The 24,450-nt window shown below is 62.5% G+C and carries 22 protein-coding genes; 6 read left to right on the plus strand and 16 right to left on the minus strand.

Translation table 11 applies throughout. The annotated features are described in order from the left end of the window. The 4 genes from KF827_RS05925 to KF827_RS05940 form a co-directional block, all read right to left on the minus strand. Nucleotides 1-1,046 (minus strand): MFS transporter (locus KF827_RS05925; protein WP_291001832.1); only part of this gene is annotated, 1,046 nt, incomplete at its 3' end. A 150-nt stretch (nucleotides 1,047-1,196) separates the two neighbouring features. Next, on the minus strand, nucleotides 1,197-2,798 hold the full coding sequence (locus KF827_RS05930; RefSeq protein ID WP_291001836.1) for an ABC transporter substrate-binding protein: 1,602 nt from the start codon (nucleotides 2,796-2,798) through the stop codon (nucleotides 1,197-1,199). An 88-nt stretch (nucleotides 2,799-2,886) separates the two neighbouring features. Next, nucleotides 2,887-3,489, minus strand: coding sequence for a LysE family transporter (locus KF827_RS05935; protein ID WP_291001840.1), 603 nt, complete (start codon nucleotides 3,487-3,489; stop codon nucleotides 2,887-2,889). A 1-nt stretch (nucleotide 3,490) separates the two neighbouring features. Beyond that, entirely contained in the window at nucleotides 3,491-3,943 is a 453-nt protein-coding gene (locus KF827_RS05940; RefSeq protein ID WP_291001843.1) for an Lrp/AsnC family transcriptional regulator, read from the minus strand. A 168-nt stretch (nucleotides 3,944-4,111) separates the two neighbouring features. Between KF827_RS05940 and KF827_RS05945 the strand changes: the two genes are divergently transcribed. From KF827_RS05945 to KF827_RS05955, 3 genes are read left to right on the plus strand one after another with little or no spacing between them, the layout of a single operon-like run. Continuing rightward, the gene (locus KF827_RS05945; RefSeq protein ID WP_291001846.1) at nucleotides 4,112-5,929 is read left to right on the plus strand and encodes an aminopeptidase P family protein; all 1,818 of its coding nucleotides are present in this window, start codon (nucleotides 4,112-4,114) and stop codon (nucleotides 5,927-5,929) included. Between the two features lie 41 nt (nucleotides 5,930-5,970). Beyond that, complete coding sequence (locus KF827_RS05950; RefSeq protein ID WP_291001849.1) at nucleotides 5,971-6,549, plus strand: DUF2889 domain-containing protein; 579 nt, start codon at nucleotides 5,971-5,973, stop codon at nucleotides 6,547-6,549. Beyond that, entirely contained in the window at nucleotides 6,546-7,430 is an 885-nt protein-coding gene (locus tag KF827_RS05955; RefSeq protein WP_291001852.1) for a DMT family transporter, read from the plus strand. The genes KF827_RS05950 and KF827_RS05955 overlap by 4 nt, the downstream gene beginning before the upstream one ends. Nucleotides 7,431-7,436: 6 nt before the next feature. Here the strand turns inward: KF827_RS05955 and KF827_RS05960 are convergent, their stop codons facing one another. Both KF827_RS05960 and KF827_RS05965 read right to left on the minus strand, forming a co-directional pair. Next, nucleotides 7,437-8,228 carry a hypothetical protein gene (locus KF827_RS05960; protein ID WP_291001855.1) on the minus strand — a complete coding sequence of 264 codons (792 nt, stop codon included), beginning with the start codon at nucleotides 8,226-8,228 and terminating at the stop codon, nucleotides 7,437-7,439. Nucleotides 8,229-8,230: 2 nt separating this feature from the next. Further along, nucleotides 8,231-8,959, minus strand: coding sequence for a VWA domain-containing protein (locus KF827_RS05965; protein WP_291001858.1), 729 nt, complete (start codon nucleotides 8,957-8,959; stop codon nucleotides 8,231-8,233). Between the two features lie 227 nt (nucleotides 8,960-9,186). Here KF827_RS05965 and KF827_RS05970 point away from each other — a divergent pair, with 227 nt between their 5' ends. Beyond that, nucleotides 9,187-10,173 (plus strand): TAXI family TRAP transporter solute-binding subunit, encoded by a 987-nt coding sequence (locus KF827_RS05970; RefSeq protein ID WP_291001861.1) that lies wholly within the window; start codon nucleotides 9,187-9,189, stop codon nucleotides 10,171-10,173. A gap of 154 nt (nucleotides 10,174-10,327) precedes the next feature. Further along, nucleotides 10,328-12,229, plus strand: a complete 1,902-nt coding sequence (locus KF827_RS05975; RefSeq protein ID WP_291001863.1) for a TRAP transporter permease — start codon at nucleotides 10,328-10,330, stop codon at nucleotides 12,227-12,229. A 99-nt stretch (nucleotides 12,230-12,328) separates the two neighbouring features. Here the strand turns inward: KF827_RS05975 and KF827_RS05980 are convergent, their stop codons facing one another. The 9 genes from KF827_RS05980 to KF827_RS06020 form a co-directional block, all read right to left on the minus strand. Then, a complete protein-coding gene (locus KF827_RS05980; RefSeq protein ID WP_291001866.1) occupies nucleotides 12,329-13,834 on the minus strand; it encodes a tripartite tricarboxylate transporter permease in 1,506 nt (501 codons plus the stop codon). Nucleotides 13,835-13,850: 16 nt separating this feature from the next. Next, complete coding sequence (locus KF827_RS05985; protein ID WP_291001869.1) at nucleotides 13,851-14,312, minus strand: tripartite tricarboxylate transporter TctB family protein; 462 nt, start codon at nucleotides 14,310-14,312, stop codon at nucleotides 13,851-13,853. Between the two features lie 132 nt (nucleotides 14,313-14,444). After that, a complete protein-coding gene (locus tag KF827_RS05990; protein ID WP_291001872.1) occupies nucleotides 14,445-15,434 on the minus strand; it encodes a tripartite tricarboxylate transporter substrate-binding protein in 990 nt (329 codons plus the stop codon). A 124-nt stretch (nucleotides 15,435-15,558) separates the two neighbouring features. Then, nucleotides 15,559-16,359 carry a division plane positioning ATPase MipZ gene (locus KF827_RS05995; protein WP_291001875.1) on the minus strand — a complete coding sequence of 267 codons (801 nt, stop codon included), beginning with the start codon at nucleotides 16,357-16,359 and terminating at the stop codon, nucleotides 15,559-15,561. After that, on the minus strand, nucleotides 16,359-16,790 hold the full coding sequence (locus tag KF827_RS06000) for a DUF1489 domain-containing protein (protein WP_291001878.1): 432 nt from the start codon (nucleotides 16,788-16,790) through the stop codon (nucleotides 16,359-16,361). The genes KF827_RS05995 and KF827_RS06000 overlap by 1 nt, the downstream gene beginning before the upstream one ends. A 19-nt stretch (nucleotides 16,791-16,809) precedes the next feature. Continuing rightward, the gene (locus KF827_RS06005) at nucleotides 16,810-17,715 is read right to left on the minus strand and encodes a hydroxymethylglutaryl-CoA lyase (protein ID WP_291001881.1); all 906 of its coding nucleotides are present in this window, start codon (nucleotides 17,713-17,715) and stop codon (nucleotides 16,810-16,812) included. 5 nt (nucleotides 17,716-17,720) lie between these two features. Continuing rightward, entirely contained in the window at nucleotides 17,721-19,736 is a 2,016-nt protein-coding gene (locus tag KF827_RS06010) for an acetyl/propionyl/methylcrotonyl-CoA carboxylase subunit alpha (protein ID WP_291001884.1), read from the minus strand. A gap of 13 nt (nucleotides 19,737-19,749) precedes the next feature. Further along, nucleotides 19,750-20,544, minus strand: coding sequence for an enoyl-CoA hydratase-related protein (locus KF827_RS06015; RefSeq protein ID WP_291001887.1), 795 nt, complete (start codon nucleotides 20,542-20,544; stop codon nucleotides 19,750-19,752). Between the two features lie 5 nt (nucleotides 20,545-20,549). Beyond that, entirely contained in the window at nucleotides 20,550-22,157 is a 1,608-nt protein-coding gene (locus KF827_RS06020; protein ID WP_291001890.1) for a carboxyl transferase domain-containing protein, read from the minus strand. 171 nt (nucleotides 22,158-22,328) lie between these two features. Here KF827_RS06020 and KF827_RS06025 point away from each other — a divergent pair, with 171 nt between their 5' ends. After that, a complete protein-coding gene (locus tag KF827_RS06025) occupies nucleotides 22,329-23,108 on the plus strand; it encodes an SDR family NAD(P)-dependent oxidoreductase (RefSeq protein WP_291001893.1) in 780 nt (259 codons plus the stop codon). Nucleotides 23,109-23,133: 25 nt separating this feature from the next. On the opposite strand, the gene KF827_RS06030 is transcribed toward KF827_RS06025, so the two are convergent. Next, nucleotides 23,134-24,390, minus strand: coding sequence for an adenylate/guanylate cyclase domain-containing protein (locus tag KF827_RS06030; RefSeq protein WP_291001896.1), 1,257 nt, complete (start codon nucleotides 24,388-24,390; stop codon nucleotides 23,134-23,136). Between the last annotated feature and the right edge of the window lie 60 nt (nucleotides 24,391-24,450).

Raw genomic sequence — 24,450 nt, forward strand, 5'->3', positions numbered from 1 at the left:
AGCGAGCCCACACCCAGCGACAGAACGAATTTCACGCCGAAGGCGCGACCGCGCCATTGCGGCGGCGTGTAGCGCGCCAGCAGCGCATTCTCCGCCGGCTGGCCCAGCACGTTGAAAGCCACCATGAGGGCGGCCACGCCCACCAGGGCCGGATGCACCAGATACATCGCCACCGCGCATACCGGAATCTGCAGCCATTGCGTGAAAGCATAAACGCTGCGCAGCGGATAGCGGTCGGCCAATTCACCGCCCAATATCTGCGCCATCGCGGCCCCTGCATAAACCAGCGACACCATGCCGCCGATGCCCAGCAGCGACCCGCCGAACAGGTCGCCCAGGCGGCTCTCGAATATCTTGGGCAGGGCAAACGATGTGGCCTGATAGATCAGCCCGGTGCACAGCATGGTGACCGACATCACCCAGAAAACCCGCCACACATCGGCCTTGGCGGTCTGCGGTGCCGGCTTCACATCCTCGCCGCGATCCAGCAGCAGGCCGGCCTGGCGTGCGCAGAAGAAAGCCGCGCCGATCACCAGACAGACGATGCCCGGCAGGATGAAGGCCATGCGCCAGCCATAGAGATCGGCCAGAAAGCCGGCAACCAAGGCCGCCGAAGCCGTGCCGATGGAGCCGAACACGCCATTGACGCCCAGTGCCCGGCCATGATTGGCGGCGTTGCGCACCAGCCAGGGAATACCCACCGGATGATAGATCGCAGCGAATAACCCGATGCAGGCCAGGGCCAGGCAAAGCGCCAGCGGCCCCTGCGCCAGGCCGGCAGCAATCGAGCCGCCGCCCACGCCGAGGAAAAACAACACCATCATGCCCGAAGCGCTCCACTTGTCGCCCAGCCAACCGGCCGGCAAAGCGGCAGCACCGAACAGCACGCTCATGGGGATCGATAGCGCAAACAGCGCGTCATAGCCCATGCCCCATTCACGCTCGAGCACCAGCACCACGGTGGCAAACATCAGCGTGAAGAGATGCGAGAAGGTATGCGCGAGGCTGGAAAAACCGAGCGTAAGACCAGCGGAATAGCGTTGCATGAGCGGAATCCGAAACCACAGGGAGGCGGCAGTCTAGCGCAAGCCCTCGAACCGGTCAGCCTGCAAAGCCTGCATGGCAGCCCTGCGAAAAACAAACGCGCCGCGGGTTGCCCCGCGGCGCGCCGGATTCTGGCCGTTAAGGCCTGATATTTAGTCTTTCACCACACCCTGGGCCAGGGTGTACTGGTCGGCTCGGGCCTTGTAGGTGAAGCCCTTGCGGGTGGCCCAGGGGGTCACTTCGATATGCAGCGGGATCAGGCCGTAATCGTCCAGCGCCAGTTTGCTGGCCTGCTGCAGCAGGGCTTCGCGCTTGGCATCGTCCACGGTCTTGAGCGCCTCTTCCAGCAGCTTGTCCATCTCAGGGTTGGAATAGCGGCCCTTGTTGGTGCCGCCCATGCCCTTTTCGCGGCTGGGCGTGGCGAGCAGCGCGCGCAACGGATCCGACATTTCACCGGTGCTGGCGCCCCAGCCGGCGAGATAGACCGAATACTTGAAGTCGTCGCGGTTCTTGAAGAACACCGTGCGGGTGGTGGCTTCAACGCTGGTCTTGATACCGATGCGGGTCCATTGCGAGGCAACCGCCTGGGCCACTTCGGCATCGTTGATGTAGCGGTCGTTCGGCGTGCCCAGCGTGATGGAGAAGCCGTTGGGATAACCGGCATCCGCCAGCAGCTTCTTGGCCGCATCGGGATTGTAGGGATCCAGCTTGGCATCCTTGCGGGTACCAAACATCGGATAGGGCAGCAGGTCTGCGGTGGGCACGCCCAGGCCTTCCATGATGCGGCTGGTGATCGCATCGCGGTTGATCGCCTGCGACAGCGCCTGACGCACGCGCTTATCCTTCAGCGGGTTCTTGTCCTTCGCCTCGGGGATGCCGGGGGTTTCATCGCGGAAGGTATCCACGTGGATATAGATCAGACGGTTCGATACCGCCTGGCTGATCTTCACGTTGGCATTCTCGCGCAGCTTCTTGAGATCGGCGGGCGGTGGATTTTCGATCATGTCCACGTCGCCGGCCAGCAGGGCCGCCACGCGCGCCGCGTCGTTCGACATCGGGCGGTAGGTCACCTTCTCCCAGGTCGGCTTGCCACCCCAGTAATCGGCATTGGCGCTCAGCACCAGACGGTTGCCGCGCACCCATTCCACATACTTGAACGGGCCGGTGCCGATCAGGCCTTCGCCCTTGCCCAGGGCTTCGGTGGTCATGCCTTCGGCCACATCGGCCTTGGCCGCCTTGGCCGACATGATGGCCACATTCTTCACATCGGACGGCAGCAGCGGACGCGGACCATCGGTGATGAACTGAATGGTGAAGTCATCGATCACCTTCAGCTCTTTGTAAGCGCGGGTGAACAGCGTGAAGGGCGACGGGCTGTTGGGCACCTTGGCCGGGCGAGCCATGGAGAACACCACATCGGCGGCCGTGAAAGGCGAACCGTCATGGAACTTCACGCCCTTGCGCAGCTTGAATTCCCAGGTGGTGTCGTTCAGCGGCTTCCAGCTTTCGGCCAGGCCGGGCAGCAGGCGCTGAGCTTCGTCCTCGCGGATCAAGGTATCGAAGATGGTGCGCGCCATCTGATTGTTGGGGCCAAGATTGTGATAATGCGGATCGAGCGCGCTGGGCTCGGCCGACAAGCCGATGCGCAGCTCCTGGGCCGCCGCCTGGCCGATTCCGGCGAATGCCACGCCAAAGCCGATCACGGCAGCGCTGGCAAGCAGATGGAATCCACGACGGGTGGTGGTGAGTCGCATGTTATAAAGCCTCCTGTTATGGCGCCGCTTGGCGCCGCTTGGCAGAAAGCTTGCCGGTTTCCCCGGCCCCTGACAAGGGTTGTTGGAGCTATTGCAAAAGCAACCAGAGCGCCAGGACGATCAGCCCGCCGCCCGATAGCCAATTGATTCGCTGCAACCAGGCGGCAGACACTCCCCGTCGCAGCCAAGCCACCAGCGTTGAAAGAAAAACCCACCACGCCAGCGAGCCGGCAAACACCCCGCCCACCAGCAGCGCGCCATCCTGCCATGGAGCATCCGGGCCGAGGCCAAGCCCGGCAAACAGGGCAAGAAAACTCAGCAAGGTGGCCGGGTTGGCCATCGTCAACGTAAATGTGATCGCAAAGCTGCGCAGCAGATCGGCGGCTCCGGGCGCTATTGCGGCTTGCAGGGCGGCCGGACGCCGCAGGGTTTGCACACCCAGCCAGATCAGCAGGCCGCAGCCGCCATAACGCAGCCAGGGTGCCAGCGCTTCGAAAGAAGCCAGCAAAGCCACCAGCCCCGCCGCCCCCAACGCGGCATAAACCGCATCGGCCAAAGCCGTACCCGCACCGCCGGCCAGGGCAGCGGCAAAACCCTGGCTGAGACCACGCTGGATACAAAGCATGCCGATCGGCCCCACGGGCGCCGCAATCGCCAGGCCGAGTACAATCCCGCGTGCCAGCAGGTCCATTTCAGGCATCCAGCGGCAACGCGGCTTCGTCCTTGGCCGAAGACAGCGCGATCACCGTATGGCTGCGCGGAATGCCGGGCAGCGCCTTGATGCGCCGCGCGATCAGGCTTTCCAGCCCGGCCATGTCGGCCGCCCGCAGCTTAAGCAGGTATGACCATTCGCCGGTGACATGGTGGCATTCCAGGATTGCCGGAGTATCGCGCACCATGGCCAGGAAGGCCGGTTCATGCTCCGGCCGCTCGATCAGCACCTGCACGAAAGCCAGGATCGGACAGCCCATGGCAGCCGGGTCCAGCCGCGCCCGATACCCCTGGATAACCCCCGCCTGCTGCAACTTGCGCAGACGCTCGGTGACCGGCGCGGGCGACAGCCCTACCAATTCGCCCAGCCTGACCGCAGAAATCCGGCCATCCGCCTGGATCAATTCAAGGATTTTTCTGTCTATATCATCCATGGCAATATTATTATCTGTATTTTCTAAATTTTACAATAATTTATTCTGTATTGAAGCTTTAATCTGATTGATACACGGGCAAACATCGGCCTGCCCGGATATTCGCATCCGGAACGAAGCGCCCTATACTTTCTCCAAACGCACCCCTTGTCCCTGACCGGTGATTCCATGGCCTCGCAATTCCAGAGTTTCGACAGCGTGAACAACCCCGCCGCCGCCAAGCCGCGTCTGGCCGCCCTGCGGGAGGAGTTACGCCGCCAGGGTCTGGATGCCTTTGCCGTGCCGCGCGCCGACGAGCATCAGGGCGAGTATGTGCCGGAAAATGCCCAGCGGCTGGCTTGGTTGACCGGCTTCACCGGTTCGGCAGGCGCGGCGATTGCCGGCCTGGAAAAGGCCGCGATTTTCGTTGATGGCCGCTACACCATCCAGGTGCGCGAGCAGGTGGACCCAGCCCTGTTCGAACCGATGGAGCTGGCCGGCTGGGCGCAGGAGCAATGGATCGCCACGAACCTGCCCAAGGGCGGCGCGCTGGGCTTCGATCCCTGGCTGCATACGCCCGATAGCGTAGCGCAACTTGAAAAGGCCGTGGCCAATGCCGGCGGCAAGCTGGTGCCGACCCAGCGCAATCCGCTGGATGCCGTGTGGGCCAACCGCCCCGCCGCGCCGCGTGCCCAGGTGAAGCCCCATGCCCTGGTATTTGCCGGCGAAACCGCCGAAGACAAGTTGAAGCGCGTGCGCGCGGCTTTGCAGCAGGCGCGCTGCAGCGCTTTGGTGATTTCCGATCCCCATGCGCTGGCCTGGCTGTTCAACATCCGGGGCGGCGATGTGGGCCATACTCCGCTGCCGCTGGGCTATGCCCTGATCCCCATGGAGGGCAAGGCGCAGATATTCCTGGATCCGGCCAAGCTGAACGATGAAGTGCGCGGCCTGCTGAAGCCGCTGGCCGATCTGGGCGGGCCGCAGGATCTGGAACTTGCGGTGGTGAAGCAGGCGAAAGACGGCGCGCGCATCCGGCTGGATTCCGCCACCGCCGGCTTCGCGCTGAAGCGCCTGGTGGAACAAGCCGGCGGTATTGCCGATATCGGCCCAGATCCCATCGCGCTGATGAAAGCCGTGAAGAACCCGGTGGAGCGCGAAGGCACCCGCGCCGCCCATCGCCGCGATGGCGCCGCCGTAACGCGCTTTCTGGCCTGGTTCAACCGCGAGGCCGCCAGCGGCAAGCTGACCGAGATCGCCGCCGCCGAAGCGCTGGAAGACTTCCGCCGCGAGACCAATGCGCTGGCCGACCTCTCCTTCCCCACCATCTCGGCCGCCGGCCCGAATGCCGCCATGCCGCATTACCGCGTGACGCGGCAGAGCGACCGCCGCATCGAGCATGGCATCTATCTGGTGGATTCCGGCGCGCAATATAACGATGGCACCACCGACATCACCCGTACCCTGGCCGTGGGCACGCCGAGCGCCGAGATGCGCGACCGCAACACCCGTGTGCTGAAGGGGCATATCGCCATCGCCCGCGCGGTATTTCCCAAAGGCACTTCGGGCGCGCAGATCGATGCCTTTGCGCGGCAATATCTGTGGCAGGCTGGGCTGGATTTCGACCATGGCACCGGCCATGGCGTGGGATCGTATCTCTCGGTGCATGAAGGCCCGCAACGCATTTCCAAGCTTGGCACCACGCCGTTGCAGGCCGGCATGATCCTGTCCAACGAACCGGGCTATTACAAGGAAGGCGCCTACGGCATCCGCATCGAAAACCTGGTGCTGGTGGAAGAGCGCGAAATCCCCGGCGGCGACCGTCAGATGCTGGGCTTTGAAACTCTCACCCTGGCGCCCATAGATCTGGCATTGATCGAGCGCAACCTGCTGAGCCAGGAAGAAGTGGCCTGGCTGAATGCCTATCATGCCCGCGTGCGCGAAACCCTGGGCGGACAAGTGGATGCCGAGACCGCAGGCTGGCTGGAACAGGCTACGCGCGCCATCTGAGTTCGTGTGTTGAAGAGATAACAAGAAGAAAGTTTTTTATCATGCCGCTTTCGCCACCCGCGCCGCGCCGCAAATTCCATACCCGCCGCATCACCGCCGATGGCTATCGCCGCGACGATGGCGGCTGGGATGTGGAAGCCCATCTGGTGGATACCAAGGCCTATACTTATCGTGAACATTATCGCGGCGAGATGGAGCCCGGCCGGCCGGTGCATGAAATGCATATCCGCCTCACGCTTGGCGACGACATGGTGGTGCGGGCCGTGGAAGCCGTTACCGATCACGCGCCTTATGGCCCGTGTTTTCAGGTGGCGCCGAATTTTCAGGCCCTGGTAGGCGTGAAGGTGGGGAATGGCTGGCGCAAGGAAGTGCGCAAGCGCGTGGGGCGCACCATGGGCTGCACGCATCTGGTGGAATTGCTGGACACGCTGGCTACCGTCACCTTCCAATGCGTGGCCAATGGCCCCACGCCCGAGGATGTGGATCTGCCAACGCTATGGCGCAGCTTCGACCATAAGCCGTTTTTCGTGGATGGCTGCCATGCCTGGTCGAGCGATGGCGAAGTGGTGCGCGAACAATTGCCGATGTATTACACTGGGCCAGATAGCGCCAAGTCGTGAAAACCAATACCCGTCTGGACAGCCTGGCCATCATCATACTCGCCATATGCAGCGTGGTATGGGGCACGCAGCAGGTTGTGATCAAGCTCACCACGCCGGATGTTTCGCCGCTGCTGCAGGCCGGTCTGCGCTCGGGCGGCGGCGCCATCCTGGTGTTGTTGTGGATGCTGTGGAAGCGGATCGAGGTGTTTCCGCGCGATGGCACATTATGGCCCGGCCTGTTGGTCGGCCTGCTCTTCGCCGTGGAATTCGCATTGTTTTACACCGGGGTGCAATACACCCTGGCCTCACGCGCCGGTATCCTGCTCTACACCGCTCCATTCTGGGTGGTGCTGGGAGCGCATTGGCTGATCCCGGGCGAGCGGATCAAACCGATACAATTGGTTGGCCTGTTGGCCGCGTTTGGTGGCCTTCTGGTGGCTTTCAAGGATTCGCTGCATCTGCCTAACCCGGACGAATTGCTAGGCGACGGCATGGTGCTGCTGGCCGGCCTGGCCTGGGGCGCCACCACGCTGGCGATCAAGACCAGCAAGCTGGCACGCATCGATGCCGCCCGCACATTATTCTATCAGTTGGCATATTCGGCGCCGCTGCTCTTCGGCCTCAGCCTGTTGCTGAACGAAGAAGGCGTGCGGGTGTGGAGCGGTTTCGTGATCGGCTCGTTGGCCTTCCAGATCGTCGGCATCGCCTTCATCAGCTATCTGATCTGGTTCTGGCTGCTGCGCAATTATCCCGCCGGACGGCTTTCCGCCTTCAGCTTTCTCACCCCGCTGATGAGCGTGGTGGTTAGCCTGCTCTGGCTGAACGAGCCTTTCACCCCCACACTGGCGGCGGCTTTGCTGCTGGTGGGCGGCGGCATCTATATGGTGAACCGGCCATAGCGGCGGTTATTCGCCGAGCAACAGATCCTTGGCCCGGTTGATCTGCGCGGCGAGATAATTCGATCCGCCGAGATCCGGATGCAGTTTTTTCATCAACCGGCGATGCGCCTCACGGATCGCGGCAGCATCGGCATCGGGGCCCAGCCCCAGAATATCCAGCGCCTGTTCGCGTGTCATGACGCCGCCGGCAGACGATGCGGGCGGCGTGTCGTCGGCTGCCGCCTGCTCGCGCCATTCGGCCCCGAAACGGCGGTCCAGATAGGCTTCCAGCAACGGCTGCGATTGCGGATCGGCAGCCGCGCATTCACGCAGCAGACCAAGCAGCGCGGACAGATCCAGACTTTGCAGGCTGCGGCCCGAAAGCGCGCCCTGCAATACTTCGCCGGTCATGCTACCGCTATCGTGGTGCAAACGCATGGACAGCCAGGCCGTGCGGATATCCGAGCTGGTGCCGCCGGTATCGCTGGCTGCATCGGCAGGATTGTTGCCAAAGCCGGTGCGCGCGCGTTTCCAGCCCCCGCCCAGCCTGCCGCCGCTAAGCAAACCGCCGCCGAACAGCAGGTGGAATATCGCACCGAAACGGCCAACGCCGAACAGCGCACCCGCGCCCAGCGAAAGCAGCAGCGCCATATCGACCCGGCCGCGGACCAAAAGAAAAACCGCCAATCCCGCCAGAAGCAGCCCGCCGCCCCAGCGCAGTGCTTTGGCAATCACCGCCGGATTGGATTGCACGAAAACCTTGCCGCCGATGAAAAACAGCAGCAGACCAAGCATGGCCACGATTGCCAGAACGCCCATGTTCAGCCCTTCATCTGGCGGCTCAGCAGCCGCACTTCGGGCCCGGCGCGCTCGGCATAATCGGCCAGCGCACGATGGCCGCCGGCGGCATAAACCGCAACGGCAGAAAGCAACTGCGCCAGCATGGCCGCGCTGGAACGATCGAAGCTGCAATAGGCACCGCGGGTGAGCCGCGCCATCTCCTGGAAACAGGCCCTGGCGCGCGGCTCCTCGCCTTCCTGGAAGGCGAAGATCGGCACGCCCAGCATGGCAAGCTCGCCGGCGCGCACAGCGATATCATCCGGGCTTTCCTCCAGGCAATCGCCTACATAGACCAGCGCATTCACCCGGCTCTCGCGCGCTTCGGCCAAGGTGTGGCGCAGCACGCGCTCGATCTGGGTATGGCCGCCCACGCATTGCACCTGGCGCATCAGACGCAGCAAATCCGGCGCCCGCGACACCCAATCGGAGGCACGGCATTCGCCCAGGCCACGAAAGAACACAAGCTGTATATCCAGGCCGCCAATGCCTGCCACGGCCTTGAACATTTCAGCCTGCACCTGCTGCGCCTCGGTCCATGTCGCCTGGCGGCTGGCGGTGGCATCCATGGCGAAGATCAGGCGGCCTCTGCCGGAGCCTTGCGCCGATGGTTTTGGCGCAACCGCCACCTGACGCAGAAAAGCCGCGACTTCGCTGCTGGTGGCAACGGGCGCTTTGCTGCCGCCGCTGCTATCGGCTGGTGGCTTGGTCATGATGCGGCTCGGCTACGAACATGAACAACATATAAGCATCCCGGATCAACAAAGCTAGACTGCTCATTTTGAAGGCTTTTCTCAGGAAATGCGGGTGCATAAATCACTGGCCTTAGCGGGTGAAATCTATAAAGTAATAACCATGGCATAAAGCCTGAGCGGCAAGAGGAACCGGGAAACAGCCTCTGTCGTGCTTAACAAAACACATAATGGGAGGATAACAGACAATGATGCTGTCCAAATTCAAATATCTGGGCGCGGTTGCCGCTGTCGGCATGGCCGTGGTGGCTGGTTTTTCCGGCACCGTCTCGGCCCAGCCTAAATCGCTCACGCTCGGCACCGCCTCGGTGGGCGGCACCTATTTCATCTACGGTGGCGTGGTGGCCACGCTGCTGACCGACACGATCGGTATCAACGTTTCCACCCAGCAGACCCAGGGCCCGAATCAGAACATCATCCTGGTGGACGACAACAAGATCGAACTGGGCATGACCACCATGGGCATCGCGCTGCAGGCCTGGACCGGCACCGGCGATTGGACCAAGGGCAAGAAATACAGCAATGTGCGGGCGCTGTTTCCGATGTATGACACGCCCTTCCATTTCGTGACCACGGAAAAGACCGGCATCAAGAGCGTGGCTGAAATGGCCGGCAAGACCCTGGGCGCAGGCCCCAAGGCCGGCACGCCGGGCACGTATTTCCCGCTGATGTTCGATGCTCTCGGCATCAAGGCCACTTGGCGCTTCGGCGGCGCATCCGACATGCAGAATCAGCTCGCCGATGGCCTGCTGGATGTGTTTGCCTTCGCTGCCGGCCTGCCGATTGCCGCCTTCTCCGAAATCGAAGCGCAGCGCCCGGTGCGCTACATCACCTATAGCGATGCGCAACTCGACATGCTGAAGAAGGCGATGCCAGAACTCTCCGACAGCGTGATCCCGAAGGGCACCTACAAGAACCTGGCCGAAGACCACAAAACCGTGGGCGTTTACAATTTCGGCATCGCCCATAAGGATCTGCCGGAAGACGTGGCCTACAAGATCGTGAAGTCGGTGTTGGAAAACAACGACCGCATGGTGAAGGGCCATTCGGCCGCCAAGGAAACCATTGCCGCCAATGCTTCGCGCAACGGGTTCCTGCCATTCCATCCGGGTGCCGTGAAGTACTACAAGGAAAAGGGCATCCAATTGAATCCGAAGGCCCTGCCCGCCAGCTGATCGCCGCATAGAACGGCCACAGCACGCCGCCGCCGCGATGAAACGTGGCGGCGGCGTTTCTGCTCAATGAAGCAGCCGGCAGAACGATTATTACGGGGGAACCACCGTGGCAAATGCACCAGAATCAACCGCCGATGCAAAAGCGGCGGAGGAAATGGAATTCACCGGTTGGAAGCGCGAGTTGCAAGGATGGCAGCGGCCGCTCTTCTTCTGGATCTGCGTAAGCTTCACGGTATTCCATCTTCTTGTGCTGAACGTTTATCCGATCGATTCCGTATTGTTCCGCGCCATCCATGTAGGTTGGGGCGCGGTGATCGGCTTCGGCCTGTATTCCGGTACGCGCGGCAAATCGCTGGATCGCGTCGCACCGCTGGATTGGCTGTTGATCCTGCTCTCGATTGCCTGCGCCACCTATGTCGGCATCAATATCGATGAATTGCAGTTCCGCGCCGGCGCGCTGTATGAACCGGGCGATGTGGCGGCCGGATTTATCGGCACCCTGTTGATCATGGAACTGACGCGTCGCACCGCCGGGCTGGCGCTGCCGATCATTGCCAGCATCTTCATCCTGTATTGCTTCGCCGGCCCCTGGCTGCCTGGCATCCTGTATCATCGGGGCTACGATTTCGGATATTTCTTCTCCTATATCTATTCCGATCAGGGCATTTTCGGCGTCACCACCCAGGTAAGCTCCACCTATATCGTGCTGTTCATCACCTTCGGTGCTTTCCTTACGGTTTCCAAAGCCGGCGATTATTTCAACGATCTGGCGGTGTCGCTGGTGGGTTGGGCGCGCGGCGGGCCGGCCAAGGTGGCGGTGTTATCGGGCATCCTGTTCGGCACCATATCGGGCAGCGCGGTAGGCAATGTGGTGGCCAGCGGCATGATCACCATCCCGATGATGCGCCGGGTGGGCTATACCCGCTCCACCGCCGGCGCCATCGAAGCCACCTCTTCCACCGGCGGCCAGATCACGCCGCCTGTGATGGGCGCTGGCGCCTTCATCATGGCCGAAATCACCGGCATTCCCTATACCGATATCGCGCTGGCGGCGGTGATTCCTTGTCTGCTGTTCTATATTGCCTGTTATGTGCATTGCGATCTGCATGCGGTGAAACATGGCCTGCGCGGCCTGCCGCGCAGCGAACTCACCCCCATCAGCACCATGATGCGCAAGGTCTACCTGCTGGCGCCGATCTTCGTGCTGATAGGCACGCTGATGATGGGTTTCTCGGAATTCCGAGCCGGCACGCTCGGCATCATCTCGGCGCTGGTGGCAAGCTGGATCAACAGCAAGCACCGCATGGGGGTGGGCGCAACGCTGGATGCCCTACACATCGCCGCCCGTGAAACAGCGCAGCTTGTGGCCATTTGCGCCTGTGCCGGGGTGATCGTGGGCGTGATCGCGCTCACCGGAATCGGCGGCCGTTTCTCGCATCTGATCCTCAGCGTTGCCGGCGAGAGCAAGTTTCTGGCGATGCTGTTTGCGATGTTCATATCGCTGATACTGGGCATGGGCATGCCGACCACGGCGGCCTATGCGGTGGCGGCATCGGTGGTGGCGCCCGGCCTTACCCGCCTGGGCATCGAGCCTCTGGTGGCGCATATGTTCATCTTCTATTACGCGGTGGTTTCGGCAATCACACCGCCGGTGGCGCTGGCCAGTTTTGCCGCCGCCGCCATGGCCAAAGCCGATCAATGGGAAACCTCGATGATCGCGGTGAAGCTTGGCCTGGCCACCTTCATCGTACCATTCATGTTTTTCTACAGCCCGCTTCTGCTGGCGCAGGGCGACCTATTGCCGATCCTGCATGTGTTCATCACCGCCTCGGCCGGCGTGTTCTTCCTGGCCTGCGCCACCGAGGGCTGGCTGAATGGCCCGATCAACCTGCCGCTGCGCGTCGTGCTGTTTGCCGGCGCGCTCTGCCTGATCGTGCCGGAGCCGATCTCCGATATGGTGGGCATCGGCATCGGCTTGAGCATCTGGGCGATGCAACGGGCCCGCCATGGTAAAAATCCAGGCGACAAGGTGCCCGCACCAGCGATCGAACGCTGAATACGCATAAAGGCCCGGAAAATTCAGCCAAAGAAAAAGGCGGGGCTTTCACCCCGCCTTTTTTATTCCATTAGGCATGCCTGCTTGCAGGTGCCGGTATCATTCCTCTTCCTGGAAGGCCTCTTCGCGCTTCTTGCGGATGGCAGGCGACAACACCGCCAGCAACGCAATCAGCGCCAGAGCCAGCATCGCGGCGCTGATCGGCCGTTCGATGAACACCATCGGGTTGCCGCGCGACAGCGTCATGGCGCGCCGGAGATATTCTTCCATCATCGGGCCGAGGATGAAACCCAGCAGCATCGGCGCCGGCTCGCATTCCAGCTTGGCGCAGACATATCCCAGCAAACCGAACCCGGCCATCATGTAAACATCGAAAGCCGAGTTGTTCAGGCTGTAAACGCCAATACAGCAGAACACCAGGATGCCCGGGAACAGCACGTGATACGGAATGGTGAGCAGCCGCACCCAAATCCCGATCAACGGCAGATTCAGCACGATCAGGAACAGGTTACCGATCCACATCGACACGATGATGCCCCAGAACAGGGCCGGCTGCTCGGTCATCACCGCGGGACCGGGCTGAATGCCCTGGATGATCATCGCGCCGATCATCAATGCCATAACCGGGTTGGAGGGGATACCGAGCGTGAGCATCGGGATGAAGGATGTTTGCGCACCCGCATTGTTGGCCGATTCAGGGCCCGCCACGCCTTCGATGGCGCCCTTGCCGAAACGGCTGGGATCCTTCGCCACCTTCTTTTCCAGCGAATAGGCGGCGAAAGACGACAGCATCGCGCCGCCGCCGGGCAGAATGCCCAATGCCGAGCCCAGCGCAGTGCCGCGCAGGATCGGGCCGACGATGCGCTTGAAATCCTCGCGGGTAGGCATCAAGCCGGTGACGCTCTTCACGAAGACCGAGCGGGAATGCTCATCCTCCAGATTCTTGATCACCTCGCCCAGGCCGAACATGCCCATGGCCACCACAACGAAGTTGATGCCATCGGCCAGTTCCGGCACCTCGAAGGTGAACCGCTGGGTGCCGGAATTCACGTCGGTACCGACAATGCCCAGCAGCAGGCCGAATACGATCATGGCAATCGCCTTGGGCAGCGAGCCATGCGCCAGCACTACCGAGGCCATCAGGCCCAGCACCATCAGGGAGAAATATTCCGCCGGTCCGAATTTCAAGGCGATATCGGCTAGCGGCGGAGCGAACACCGCCAGCAGGAAGGTGGCCACCGTGCCGGCGAAGAACGAGCCGAGCGCCGCCGTGGACAGCGCAGCGCCGGCGCGTCCCTGGCGTGCCATCGCATAACCATCCAACGCTGTTATCACTGATGATGATTCACCAGGCAGATTGATCAGGATAGCGGTGGTGGAGCCGCCATATTGCGCGCCGTAGTAAATGCCGGCGAGCATGATCAGCGCCGAGACCGGGGGCAGCGCGAACGTGGCCGGCAACAGCATGGCAATGGTGGCCACCGGGCCCAGGCCGGGCAACACGCCGATCAGCGTGCCGAGAAAAACGCCGGCCAGGCAATAAAGCAGATTGATCGGCGTGAAGGCAGCTTCGAGGCCGATACCGAGATTGGCAATGAGTTCCATGACGCTTGCTCTCCGCTCAGTTGCCGAACCAGGGGCCGACCATGGGGATCGGCAGACCCAGCGCAATGATGAATACCAGAGCGCAGAAAGCCGCCAGCACCACCATCATGATGGCAGCCGTGCGCAGCTTGAAATGCACACTGGCGGCAGCCGAGACCAGCACCAGCAGACCGACCGACAGCAGGATGCCGCCGCCGCGCACGGTGGCTGCAAAGATCAGACAGCCGATCGGAACCAGCAAAAGGCCTTTCAGGGCAAGGCCTCGAATGCCCTCGCCCTCGGTGAACAAGGCGCGCAGGGTGATGAATGCGCCAAGCGCGGCGAGGATCAGCGCCAGCACCATGGGAAAGAAACCGGCCCCCATGCGACGCGCCGAGCCGAACTGGTAATCCTGCGATATCCAGGCAAAGGCCAGGCCTACCGCCGTGAACATCACCCCGGACCAGAAATCCTTGGGGTTGCGTATCAATCCCTGCATGTGCTTATCCCCCTACTGACAACTTCATGGCCCCGCCCCTGGCCGCCTGCGTTTCCTTGCATCGGAATACTATTGCGCCCGCCCCACGACAAGCGAGGCGGGCGCAAATTCCGGCACAACTTTGCCGTCAGATTAATCGGCGTATTCGCCCGCGGCCTTGATCACCGGGGCCCATTTGGCGATTTCCGCCTTCAGATGGGCAGACAGCGCCGCCGGGGTGGCCTTGTCCTGCGACACCGGCTCGGTGCCCAGTTCGGCAAAGCGGGTCACTACGGCCGGATCCTTGAGAGCCGCCTGCAATGCGCCGGCAAGCTTGTCGATCACCGGCTTGGACGTGCCCTTGGGGGCGTAAACGCCATGCCACACGGCAACCTCGAAGCCCGGCAGGCCGCTGGAATCCAGCGTGGGCAGATCGGGCAAAGAAGGCACCTTGGTCTTGGTGGTAACACCATAGGCCTTGATCTTGCCGCCCTTGATCTGGCCGGTGGTGTTGGTGGTCTGATCGCACATCAGGTCGATCTGGCCGCCCAGCAGGTCGTTCATCGCCGGGCCGGTGCCGCGGTAAGACACCACGGTCATCTGGGTCTGCAGCGCGCTCATGAACATCAGGCCGCAGAGATGCGAGGCCGCGCCCACGCCGGCATTGCCATAAGACACTTTGTCCTTGTTCGCCTTCACATAGGCGATCAGTTCCTTCATGTCCTTGGGCGCCAGATCGCCCTTGGCCACAATGGTCATCGGCACGTCGGTGACGAGGCCGACCGCCTCGAAATCATTGATCGTGTCGTAGGGCAACTTGCGATACAGGGTGGCCGAGGTGGCCTGGCCGATATGGTGCAGGAAGATGGTGTAGCCATCAGCGGGCGAACGCGCCACGCGCGCCGCGCCCACAGTGCCGCCGGCACCGCCGACATTTTCCACGATCACCTGCTGCTTGAGGGTGTTGCCCATCGACTGGGCCAGCAGGCGACCCACCGTATCGGTGGGGCCACCGGCGGCGAACGGAATGATCATGGTGATCGGCTTGCTGGGATAATCCTGGGCCTGAACAGGCTTTGCGAACGGCGATGCAATACCCGCCAACGCAACGGCGCCGATAAGCGCCACAGCGACTTGCTTCATGGACGTTTTCCTCAACTGGTTGGGCTTATGCCAGAACCGGCATAGCCGCCGCAGGGCCTCCCTCCGGCTTTCTGAAGGCGGACTTTATGGCATTTGGCCGGTTCTTTACAATCGGGGTTTTCGCTCAATTTTCAGTAATGAGATTGAGGCCCAGCATCAGATTGCGCACCTCCTGGCGGGCGGCCGCCTGGGCCATGGACAAGCCGCTGCCGGTCTTGTCCAGGTCCAGCAGGGTGAGCCCCGAAAGGAACAATTCGCGGAAAATCACCCGCTCGCTCAAGCCCGGCAGAAAGCGGAAACCCACGCGTTTTTCCAGGGCTTTCAGCACCTGGCCGACATTGCGCTTGTTGCGGGCATCGAGATGCGACACCCGGTTGCGGATCACCACCCAGTCGATATTCCCCCGGTCGCGGGCGAAGCGCTGTTTGCGCTGCTCCCAAACCATGGCCGAATAGCGGCTGGGGCGGATTACCTTAAGATTTTCCGGGTCCACATGGGCCAGCAGATCCACGTCGATGAAGCTGTCATTCACCGGGGTGATTAAAATATCGGCAAAGGAATGGCCCAGCCGCGCCAGATAAGTATCGGCACCTGGGCAATCCACCAGCACAAAATCATGATGCGGCAAAAAACCATCCAGCGCAGCCCGGAAACGCTCGGCCTCATCGGCTTCGGCCGCATCCCGGCTGGGCAGGTCGCTGGGCGTGATGGTGGCGAAACCCGGCATCGCCAGGCGCAGACCATGGCGGGCGATATAATCGCGGCGGTTCTCCAGATAGCGGCTGAGCGTGCGTTGCCGGCCATCCAGGTCGATGGCCGCCACCCGGCCGCCTTCCAGCAGCAGGCCGATCAGCACATGCATCGAGGTGGTGGATTTGCCGGAACCGCCCTTTTCATTGCCGACGACAACGACACGCGCGACCATTACAGCAGCCCCGCCTCGCGCAATTCGCGCAGCAGCTTGTCGGGCAACTTGGCGGTGCCCTCGCCGGCCTGGGCCACATCCGGCGGCGCATCCTCTGCTTCCAAATACCGCCAGCCCTGATGCGGACGGCGCGGCTGCGGCAACACCGGAATCAGCTTGGCCTCCAGCTTGATGGCGCAATGCAGGCCATCGTCCAGCTTCACTTCATCCAACGCCAGAATGCGCGTGCGCACGCATAGCTGACCTTTCACGATCCAGTAGAGCGAGCCGCCATCCAGCACCTCGGCATCGCGCTTGGGGCGATGGCGGGTGATATGAGTGAAACTGCCGGGCTTTTTGCCGCGCGCATCCTTGGCGCGCTGCTTCAAGCGCTGGCGAAAATCCTCGACGCTTTCAACGCCGACAGCGAGTTTGAGCAGATGAACCGGCACGCGCCCACCACGATGAAAATCACATCACCTTGGATTTCAGCGCCTTGGCCACACGGGAGACCGGCTCGCGGCCCAGCTTTTCCGAAATCCACCAGGCGGTGCGTACCAGTTTCTTGATGTCGACGCCACTCTCAATGCCCATGCCGTCGAGCATATAGACCAAATCCTCGGTGGCCAGATTGCCGGTAGCGCCGGGCGCATAGGGGCAGCCGCCCAGGCCGGCCACCGATGCATCATGGGCGGTAACGCCCATTTCCAGCGATGCCAGCGTATTGGCCAAAGCCTGACCATAAGTATCGTGGAAATGCATGCCTACGCTATTCAGCGGCATAAGCTTGGCCACTTCCTCCAACAAGGTCTTAACCTTACCGGGCGTGCCGACGCCGATCGTGTCGCCGATACCGATATCGTCGCAGCCCAGATCGGCCATCTGCTTGCAAAGCAAAGCCACCTGTTTGGGCTCTTGTTCACCCTCGAAAGGGCAACCCAACGCCACCGAGACGAATCCGCGCACGCGCTTGCCATCGGCCTTGCCGCGCTCCACCACCGGGCGGAACCGCTCCAGGCTTTCGGCGATCGTGCAATTCAGGTTGCGTTTGGAAAAGCTTTCGCTGGCTGCGGCAAACACCGCAATCGCCGGCGCACCATATTGCCGGGCGGCTTCATAGCCCTTCTCGTTCGGCGTCAATACCTGATAGGTCACGCCCGGCGCGCGCTTCAGCCTGGTCATCACATCGGCTGCATCGCCCATCTGCGGCACCCATTTGGGCGATACGAAACTGGTCGCCTCGATATGGGTGAGGCCGCAATCGGCCAGGCGGTCCAACAATTCCAGCTTTACATCGGTGGGCACCACACCGGGCTCGTTCTGCAAGCCATCGCGTGCGCCGGCTTCCCAAAGCGTGATGCGACTGGGCAGGCTCATGCGGTTTACTCCCCGGTCTCGATGGCCAGCAAGGTAGCGCCTTCCACCACCTGGTCGCCGGCAGCGTAATGCAGTTTGCTCACCTTGCCTGCCGCGGGAGCAGCGATGGTGTGCTCCATCTTCATGGCTTCCAGCACCATCAGCGCCTGGCCCTTGGCCACGGCTGCACCCTCGGCCACCAGCACCTGCACGATCTTGCCGGGCATCGGCGCCGCCAGCGCGCCGCCCGTGCCCACATCCTCATCACCGGCATCGCGCGGAGCAACCAGCAGCAGGCGATGGCTCGCACCCGGGCACAGGATGGTCAGGTCGTTGCCCTGCCGCACCAAGCCGGCATGCGAACGCTGGCCATTCAGCACCGCATCCAGGCTGCCATCGGTTAATGCGCCGCGCGCCTCGATGGCGCCTGCCTGGCCATGTATCCGGATGGCACCGCCGGCCAGGTAATCCACCCGGCAGATACGATCATCCTCGCCATCCTTGAAATGCAATTCGTCGAAGCCGGTATCGTTCAGCCGCCAGCCATCGGCGGAAGCCCAGGGCGAGTAACGGTCGGCGCTGTTGCGGGCCGTATCCGTTGCTGCCTGGCGGCGTTGCAGCACGACGCCCAATGCCGCAAGCGCGATCACCTGATCATCGGCCGGCTTGCGATCGGGCAGCAGATCGGCGCGAAAGCGCTCGATGAATCCGGTATCCAGGTCAGCAGCGGCAAAAGCCTCGTGCCCGGCCAGGGCCAGCAGAAAGCCGATATTGGTGGCAACGCCGGCGATGCGGTAATTCCCCAGAGCTCGGCGCAATTGCCGCAGCGCCGCAGCACGGTCTGCATCCCACACGATCAGCTTGGCGATCATCGGATCGTAGAAAGGCGTAACGCTGTCGCCTTCCCGCACCCCGGTATCCACCCGCACATGCGGGCCTTCGGCCGGCGCACGCAACTGATGCAGCTTGCCGATGGAGGGCAGAAAACCCTTGGCCGGGTCCTCGGCGTATATCCGAGCCTCGATGGCATGGCCTTGGATATGCAGGTCGCTTTGCTGCAAGGGCAATGGCTCGCCGGCCGCCACTCGCAATTGCCAGGCCACAAGATCCTGGCCGGTGATCATCTCGGTAACCGGATGCTCCACCTGCAGGCGGGTGTTCATTTCCATGAAATAGAAGCGATCCGGCCGCAGGCCATCGGCCACATCGGCGATGAATTCCACCGTGCCGGCCCCCACATAACCAATCGCCTTGGCAGCCTCCACCGCAGCCTTGCCCATGGCCTGGCGCATGGCCGGCGGCATGTCGGGCGCCGGCGCCTCTTCAAGCACCTTCTGATGCCGACGCTGCACGCTGCAATCGCGCTCGAAAAGATGCACCGCATTGCCGTGGCTATCGGCGAACACCTGAATCTCGATATGGCGCGGTTTGACCAAATATTTTTCCAGCAGCACTTTCGGATTGCCGAAAGAGCCCGCGCCTTCGCGCTGCGCACCGGCCAACGCGGCGGCGAAATCCGCAGCCTTGTCCACCCGGCGCATGCCCTTGCCACCACCGCCGGCCACGGCCTTGATCAACACCGGCCAGCCGATAGCCTCGGCCTGGCCAAGCAGGAAATCCGCATCCTGGTTGTCGCCATGATATCCCGGCACCACCGGCACCTTGGCGCTTTCCATCAACGCTTTGGCGGCACCTTTCAGGCCCATGGCGCGAATGGCGGATGCCGGCGGGCCGATGAACACCAGGCCGGCAGCGGCCAAAGCCTCGGCAAATTCCGCATTCTCAGACAAGAATCCATAACCCGGATGCACGGCTTCCGCGCCGCTGGCTCGGGCGGCCTCGATGATGGTATCGGCGCGCAGGTAGCTTTCCGACACCGGCGCCGGGCCGATGCGGATGGCGCTGTCTGCCATGGCAACATGGCGGGCCTGAGCATCGGCATCGGAATAGACTGCCACAGTGGCGATGCCCATGCTGCGTGCAGTGCGGATCACCCGGCAGGCAATTTCGCCGCGATTGGCAATCAGGATTTTGCGAAACATCGCCATCGTCGCCTCAACCAACCCAATTGGGCTTGCGCTTGGCGAAGAAGGCAGCCAGGCCCTCCTGCCCTTCCGCGCTGGCGCGGCGGTCGGCAATATTCTCAGCCGTATAGCGCATCAAGGCTTCATCGGGCGATGTGACATGCGCCACGTTGCGCACCAGCTTCTTGCTTTCGGCAATCGCCTCCGGCGCCCCCAGCAGCAAGGCCTGCACCATTGCCTCGCCCTTGGCGGCCAATTCCTCGGCATCCTTGGCCAGTTCATGCACCAGGCCGATGCGATGCGCATCGGGTGCCTCGAAGCGTTCGGCCGTAAGGAAATAGCGCCGCGCCTGGCGTGGCCCGATGGCCGCCACCACATAGGGCGAGATCGTGGCCGGCGTAAGGCCAAGCCGCACTTCGGTGAGCGCGAATTTGGTTTCCACCGAGGCGATCACGATATCGCTGGTGGCGGCCAATCCGGTGCCGCCGGCCATGCAATTGCCATGCACCAGCGTAACAGTGGCCTGCGGCAATTCATTCAGCTTCTTCAGCATGCCGGCCAATACAATGGTCTCTGCCAGATTGGCGGCGCGATCCTGCTGCCCGGATTTGCGCATCCAATCCAGATCGCCGCCGGCCGAAAAGCTTTTGCCGTTGCCCTTGATCAACACCACACGGATATCGCGACGGCCGGCGATTTCATCCCAGATCGCACCCAGGCGCTCGATCACCTCGGCGTTGAAGGCATTATGCACCTCGGGGCGATTGAGCGTTACCCGGGCCACGCCGCGCGGTTCGACATCAAACAGAACGATATCCTGGCTCATGGCATTCACATCCGGAACACGCCGAACCGCGTCGGCTCGATGGGGGCGTTATGGGCAGCGCTGAGGCCCAGCGCCAGCACCATGCGGGTATCCAATGGGTCGATGATGCCATCGTCCCACAAACGCGCCGAAGCATAATAAGGATGCCCTTGGCGATCATATTGCGCGCGGATCGGATCCTTGAAGGCGGCTTCCTCTTCGGCGCTCCAACTGCCGCCGGATGCTTCGATGCCATCGCGCTTCACGGTGGCCAGCACGCTGGCGGCCTGCTCGCCGCCCATCACGCTGATGCGCGCATTCGGCCACATGAACAGCAGGCGCGGCGAATAGGCCCGGCCGCACATGCCGTAATTGCCCGCGCCATAAGAGCCGCCGATGATCACGGTGAATTTCGGCACGCGGGCGCAGGACACGGCGGTGACCAGCTTGGCGCCATCCTTGGCGATGCCGCCGGCCTCGTATTTGCGCCCCACCATGAAGCCGGTGATATTCTGCAGGAACAGCAGCGGAATATTGCGCTGGCAGCACAACTCGATGAAATGCGCACCCTTCACGGCGCTTTCCGAAAACAGCACGCCGTTATTGGCGATGATGCCCACCGGATAGCCATGGATGCGGGCGAAGCCGCAAACCAACGTTGCGCCGTACAGCTTCTTGAATTCGTCGAATTCCGAATCATCCACCAGGCGGGCGATGATCTCGCGCACATCGAAGGGAATGCGGCCATCCTTGGGGATGATGCCATAGAGTTCCGCCATGTCGAAACGCGGCGGCTTGGGGGCGCGGATATCGCCGGTGGGCTGCTTCACGCCATTGAGGTTGCCAACGATATGGCGCGCAATGCCCAGCGCGTGGGAATCGTTGAGCGCATAATGATCGGTCACGCCGGAGATGCGCGAATGCACATCGGCGCCACCCAGGTCTTCCGCCGAAACGATCTCGCCGATAGCGGCCTTCACCAGCGGCGGGCCGGCCAAGAAGATGGTGCCCTGGTTGCGCACGATCACGGTTTCATCCGACATCGCCGGCATATAGGCGCCGCCTGCAGTGCAGGAACCCATCACCACGGCGACTTGCGGAATGCCTTCCGCCGACATGTTGGCTTGATTGAAAAAGATGCGGCCGAAATGTTCCTTGTCGGGAAACACCTCATCCCATGTGGGCAGGTTGGCGCCACCGGAATCCACCAGATAGATGCAGGGCAACCGGTTCTCGCGGGCGATTTCCTGCGCGCGCAGATGCTTTTTCACGGTGATGGGAAAATACGTGCCGCCCTTCACCGTGGCATCGTTGCACACGATCATGCATTCGCGGCCGGCAACGCGACCGATGCCGGTGATCACCCCGGCTGCCGCGATATCGCCGCCATACATGTCGTAGGCGGCGAACTGGCTCAACTCGAGAAACGGGCTGCCCGGATCGAGCAGCACGCGCACGCGGTCGCGCGGCAGCAATTTACCGCGCGCAAGATGTTTCTCGCGCGCCTTGTCGCCGCCGCCGCGTTTGATCACGCGGAGCTTGGATTTCAGATCATCCACCAGGGCAGCCATATGCTCGGCATTGGCTTGGAACGCGGCGGATCGCGGGTCTAGCTGGCTGGTCAGCGCAGTCATTCTTGCCTTCGTCGGCTTGTATCGACTTATAGTATTCTCGGGCTCGCAAACAGGATGCCAGCCCGCCCGGGCAGCCGCAAGGGGGCTGTGCCATGCATGGCGCGGAATTCCGGGGGATGCTAATTTCTTGTTTCTATAAGCAGTATCGACAAAGGCTATGGAGGAAACACCGTGACGGGCCCATTCGATTTGAGCGGCAAGGTTGCACTGATCAGCGGCGGTAATGGCGGCATCGGTCTGGGCATGGCGGAAGGGCTGGCCAAGGCCGGCTGCGACCTGGTGATCTGGGGCAGCAATCCGGCCAAGAACGCCGCCGCCGAAACCAGGCTGAAAGCCCTGGGCGTGCGGGTGCTGGTGCAACGCTGCGATGTGAGCGACGAAGCCCAGGTGGATGCCTGTTTCGCGGAAGCCGTGGCGACCCTGGGCCGGGTGGATGGCTGCTTCGCCAATGCCGGCGTGATCCAGAATCCTGCCCCGCTGCATGAATTATCCACTGCCGAATGGCGCCGGGTGATGAATGTGAACCTGGATGGCGCCTTCTATACCTTGCGCGCCGCCAGCCGCCATATGGTGCAACGCGCCAAGGCGGGCGATGCCGGCGGCCGGCTGGTGGGCATTGCCAGCACGGCGGGCATCCATGGCGCCGCCCGCACTGCGGCCTATGGCGCCACCAAGGGTGCGATGCTGTCGCTGATCCGCGCCCTGGCGGTGGAGATGGCGCGCTACAAGGTGACCGCCAATTCGATCCTGCCTGGCTGGATCGAAACCGACATGACGGCCCATGGCATTGCGGATCAGAAATTCAGCGGCGCGGTGCTGCCGCGCATTCCAGCGCGGCGCTGGGGCCAGGGCGACGATTTCTCCGGCATCGCCACCTATCTGATGAGCGATGCCAGCAGCTATCACACCGGCGACAGCCTGGTGATCGACGGCGCCTATACGATCTTCTAAGCAGCCGGCTATTCTGGGCAGCCGCCTAAAGCCCGAATACCTCGCGCGGTTCGGCCACGCCCCTCAGGGCATGCCGGCCGCGCGAGATCAGCCTGCCGCTGGCCCGGTTGGCGGCAATGGCGAAACTGGCCGAGGTCAGCAACGAGCAATCCAGCATCGAACACAGATTCTCGATCCGCGCGGCCTCGTTCACCACCGGGCCGATCAAAGTGAAATCCAGCCGATCAGCCGTGCCCACATTGCCATACATCAACGTACCGAGATGCAGGGCGATATCCAATTGCAGCACAGGCAAGCCCATGCTGCGGCGCCCGGCATTGAGCGCTTCCACCGCCGCCAAACCCGCCTGCGCGGCACGCAGGGCCGCAGCGCAGGTCGGCGCAGGATCGCTCTTGCCGTCATGCTGAAAGCTGGCCAGCAGGCCATCGCCAAGAAATTTCAGCACCTGGCCGCCCTCGGCGGATATCGCCGGTCCCAGGCAATCGAAATATTGATTCAGGCCCTCCACCAGCGGCTCCATCGCCATGCTGTCAGCCAGCGCCGTGAAGCCGCGCAGATCGGCGTAAAGGATGGCAGCCTCCACCTTATGCGCCATGCCGCGACGGATTTCGCCCGACAACACATGGCTCGCCGCATCGGCCCCTACATAGGCCGTGGTTACGTCGCGCGCCAGCATGGCCAGAGCCGATGTTTTCATCACCAAGGCCAGGATGGTGGCAAGATGATCCAGCCGCGCGCGCTGAGCCGGGCTGAAGCCGCCCGGCGCATCGGCGGCGAAAGACGCGATCATGCCGATCTGGTTGTAGCGGTTTTCCAGCGGCATATGATCCACCTGCCAGCCGAAGCCATAGCCATAGGCCAGCCAGTCGGTCAGGCCCTGTTCGGCGAATTCCCGCAGCACCGGAAAGTCCAGCACGGCATCGGGCCCGGTCAGCGGGCGCGACAACCTTTCATAGCCGTTGAGCAGCATGTGGCGAAATGGGCTTTCATCCCAGGCCTGGTTGAAGCCCTCCTCCTCGCCCTGCTCGCGATGCGGCATGGCCATGTTTTCCACCATGCCGGCCCCGCGCGCCCAGGTATAGCCGCGGGCTCGCAACAGCGGGTGCAAGGTGGCAAGCCCCACATAAACCCGCCGGATCGGCACCCCATCGGCGAGCAACCTATCGCAAAAACCAGTTACCAGATCATGCGCCGGTCGGTCGGTCAGGCCGGCACGCAGCAGCCATTGCTCCAGCGGCGCCGAAGCATGAACGGGATCGTCGAGATAATCCGGGGCAGCCATTCCATCACCTTGCCGGCCTTAACCTTACCGGCCATCACCTTACCGACTACGATATTTCGC

The sequence above is a fragment of the Ferrovibrio sp. genome, from assembly GCF_019636075.1.
Lineage (GTDB): Bacteria > Pseudomonadota > Alphaproteobacteria > Ferrovibrionales > Ferrovibrionaceae > Ferrovibrio.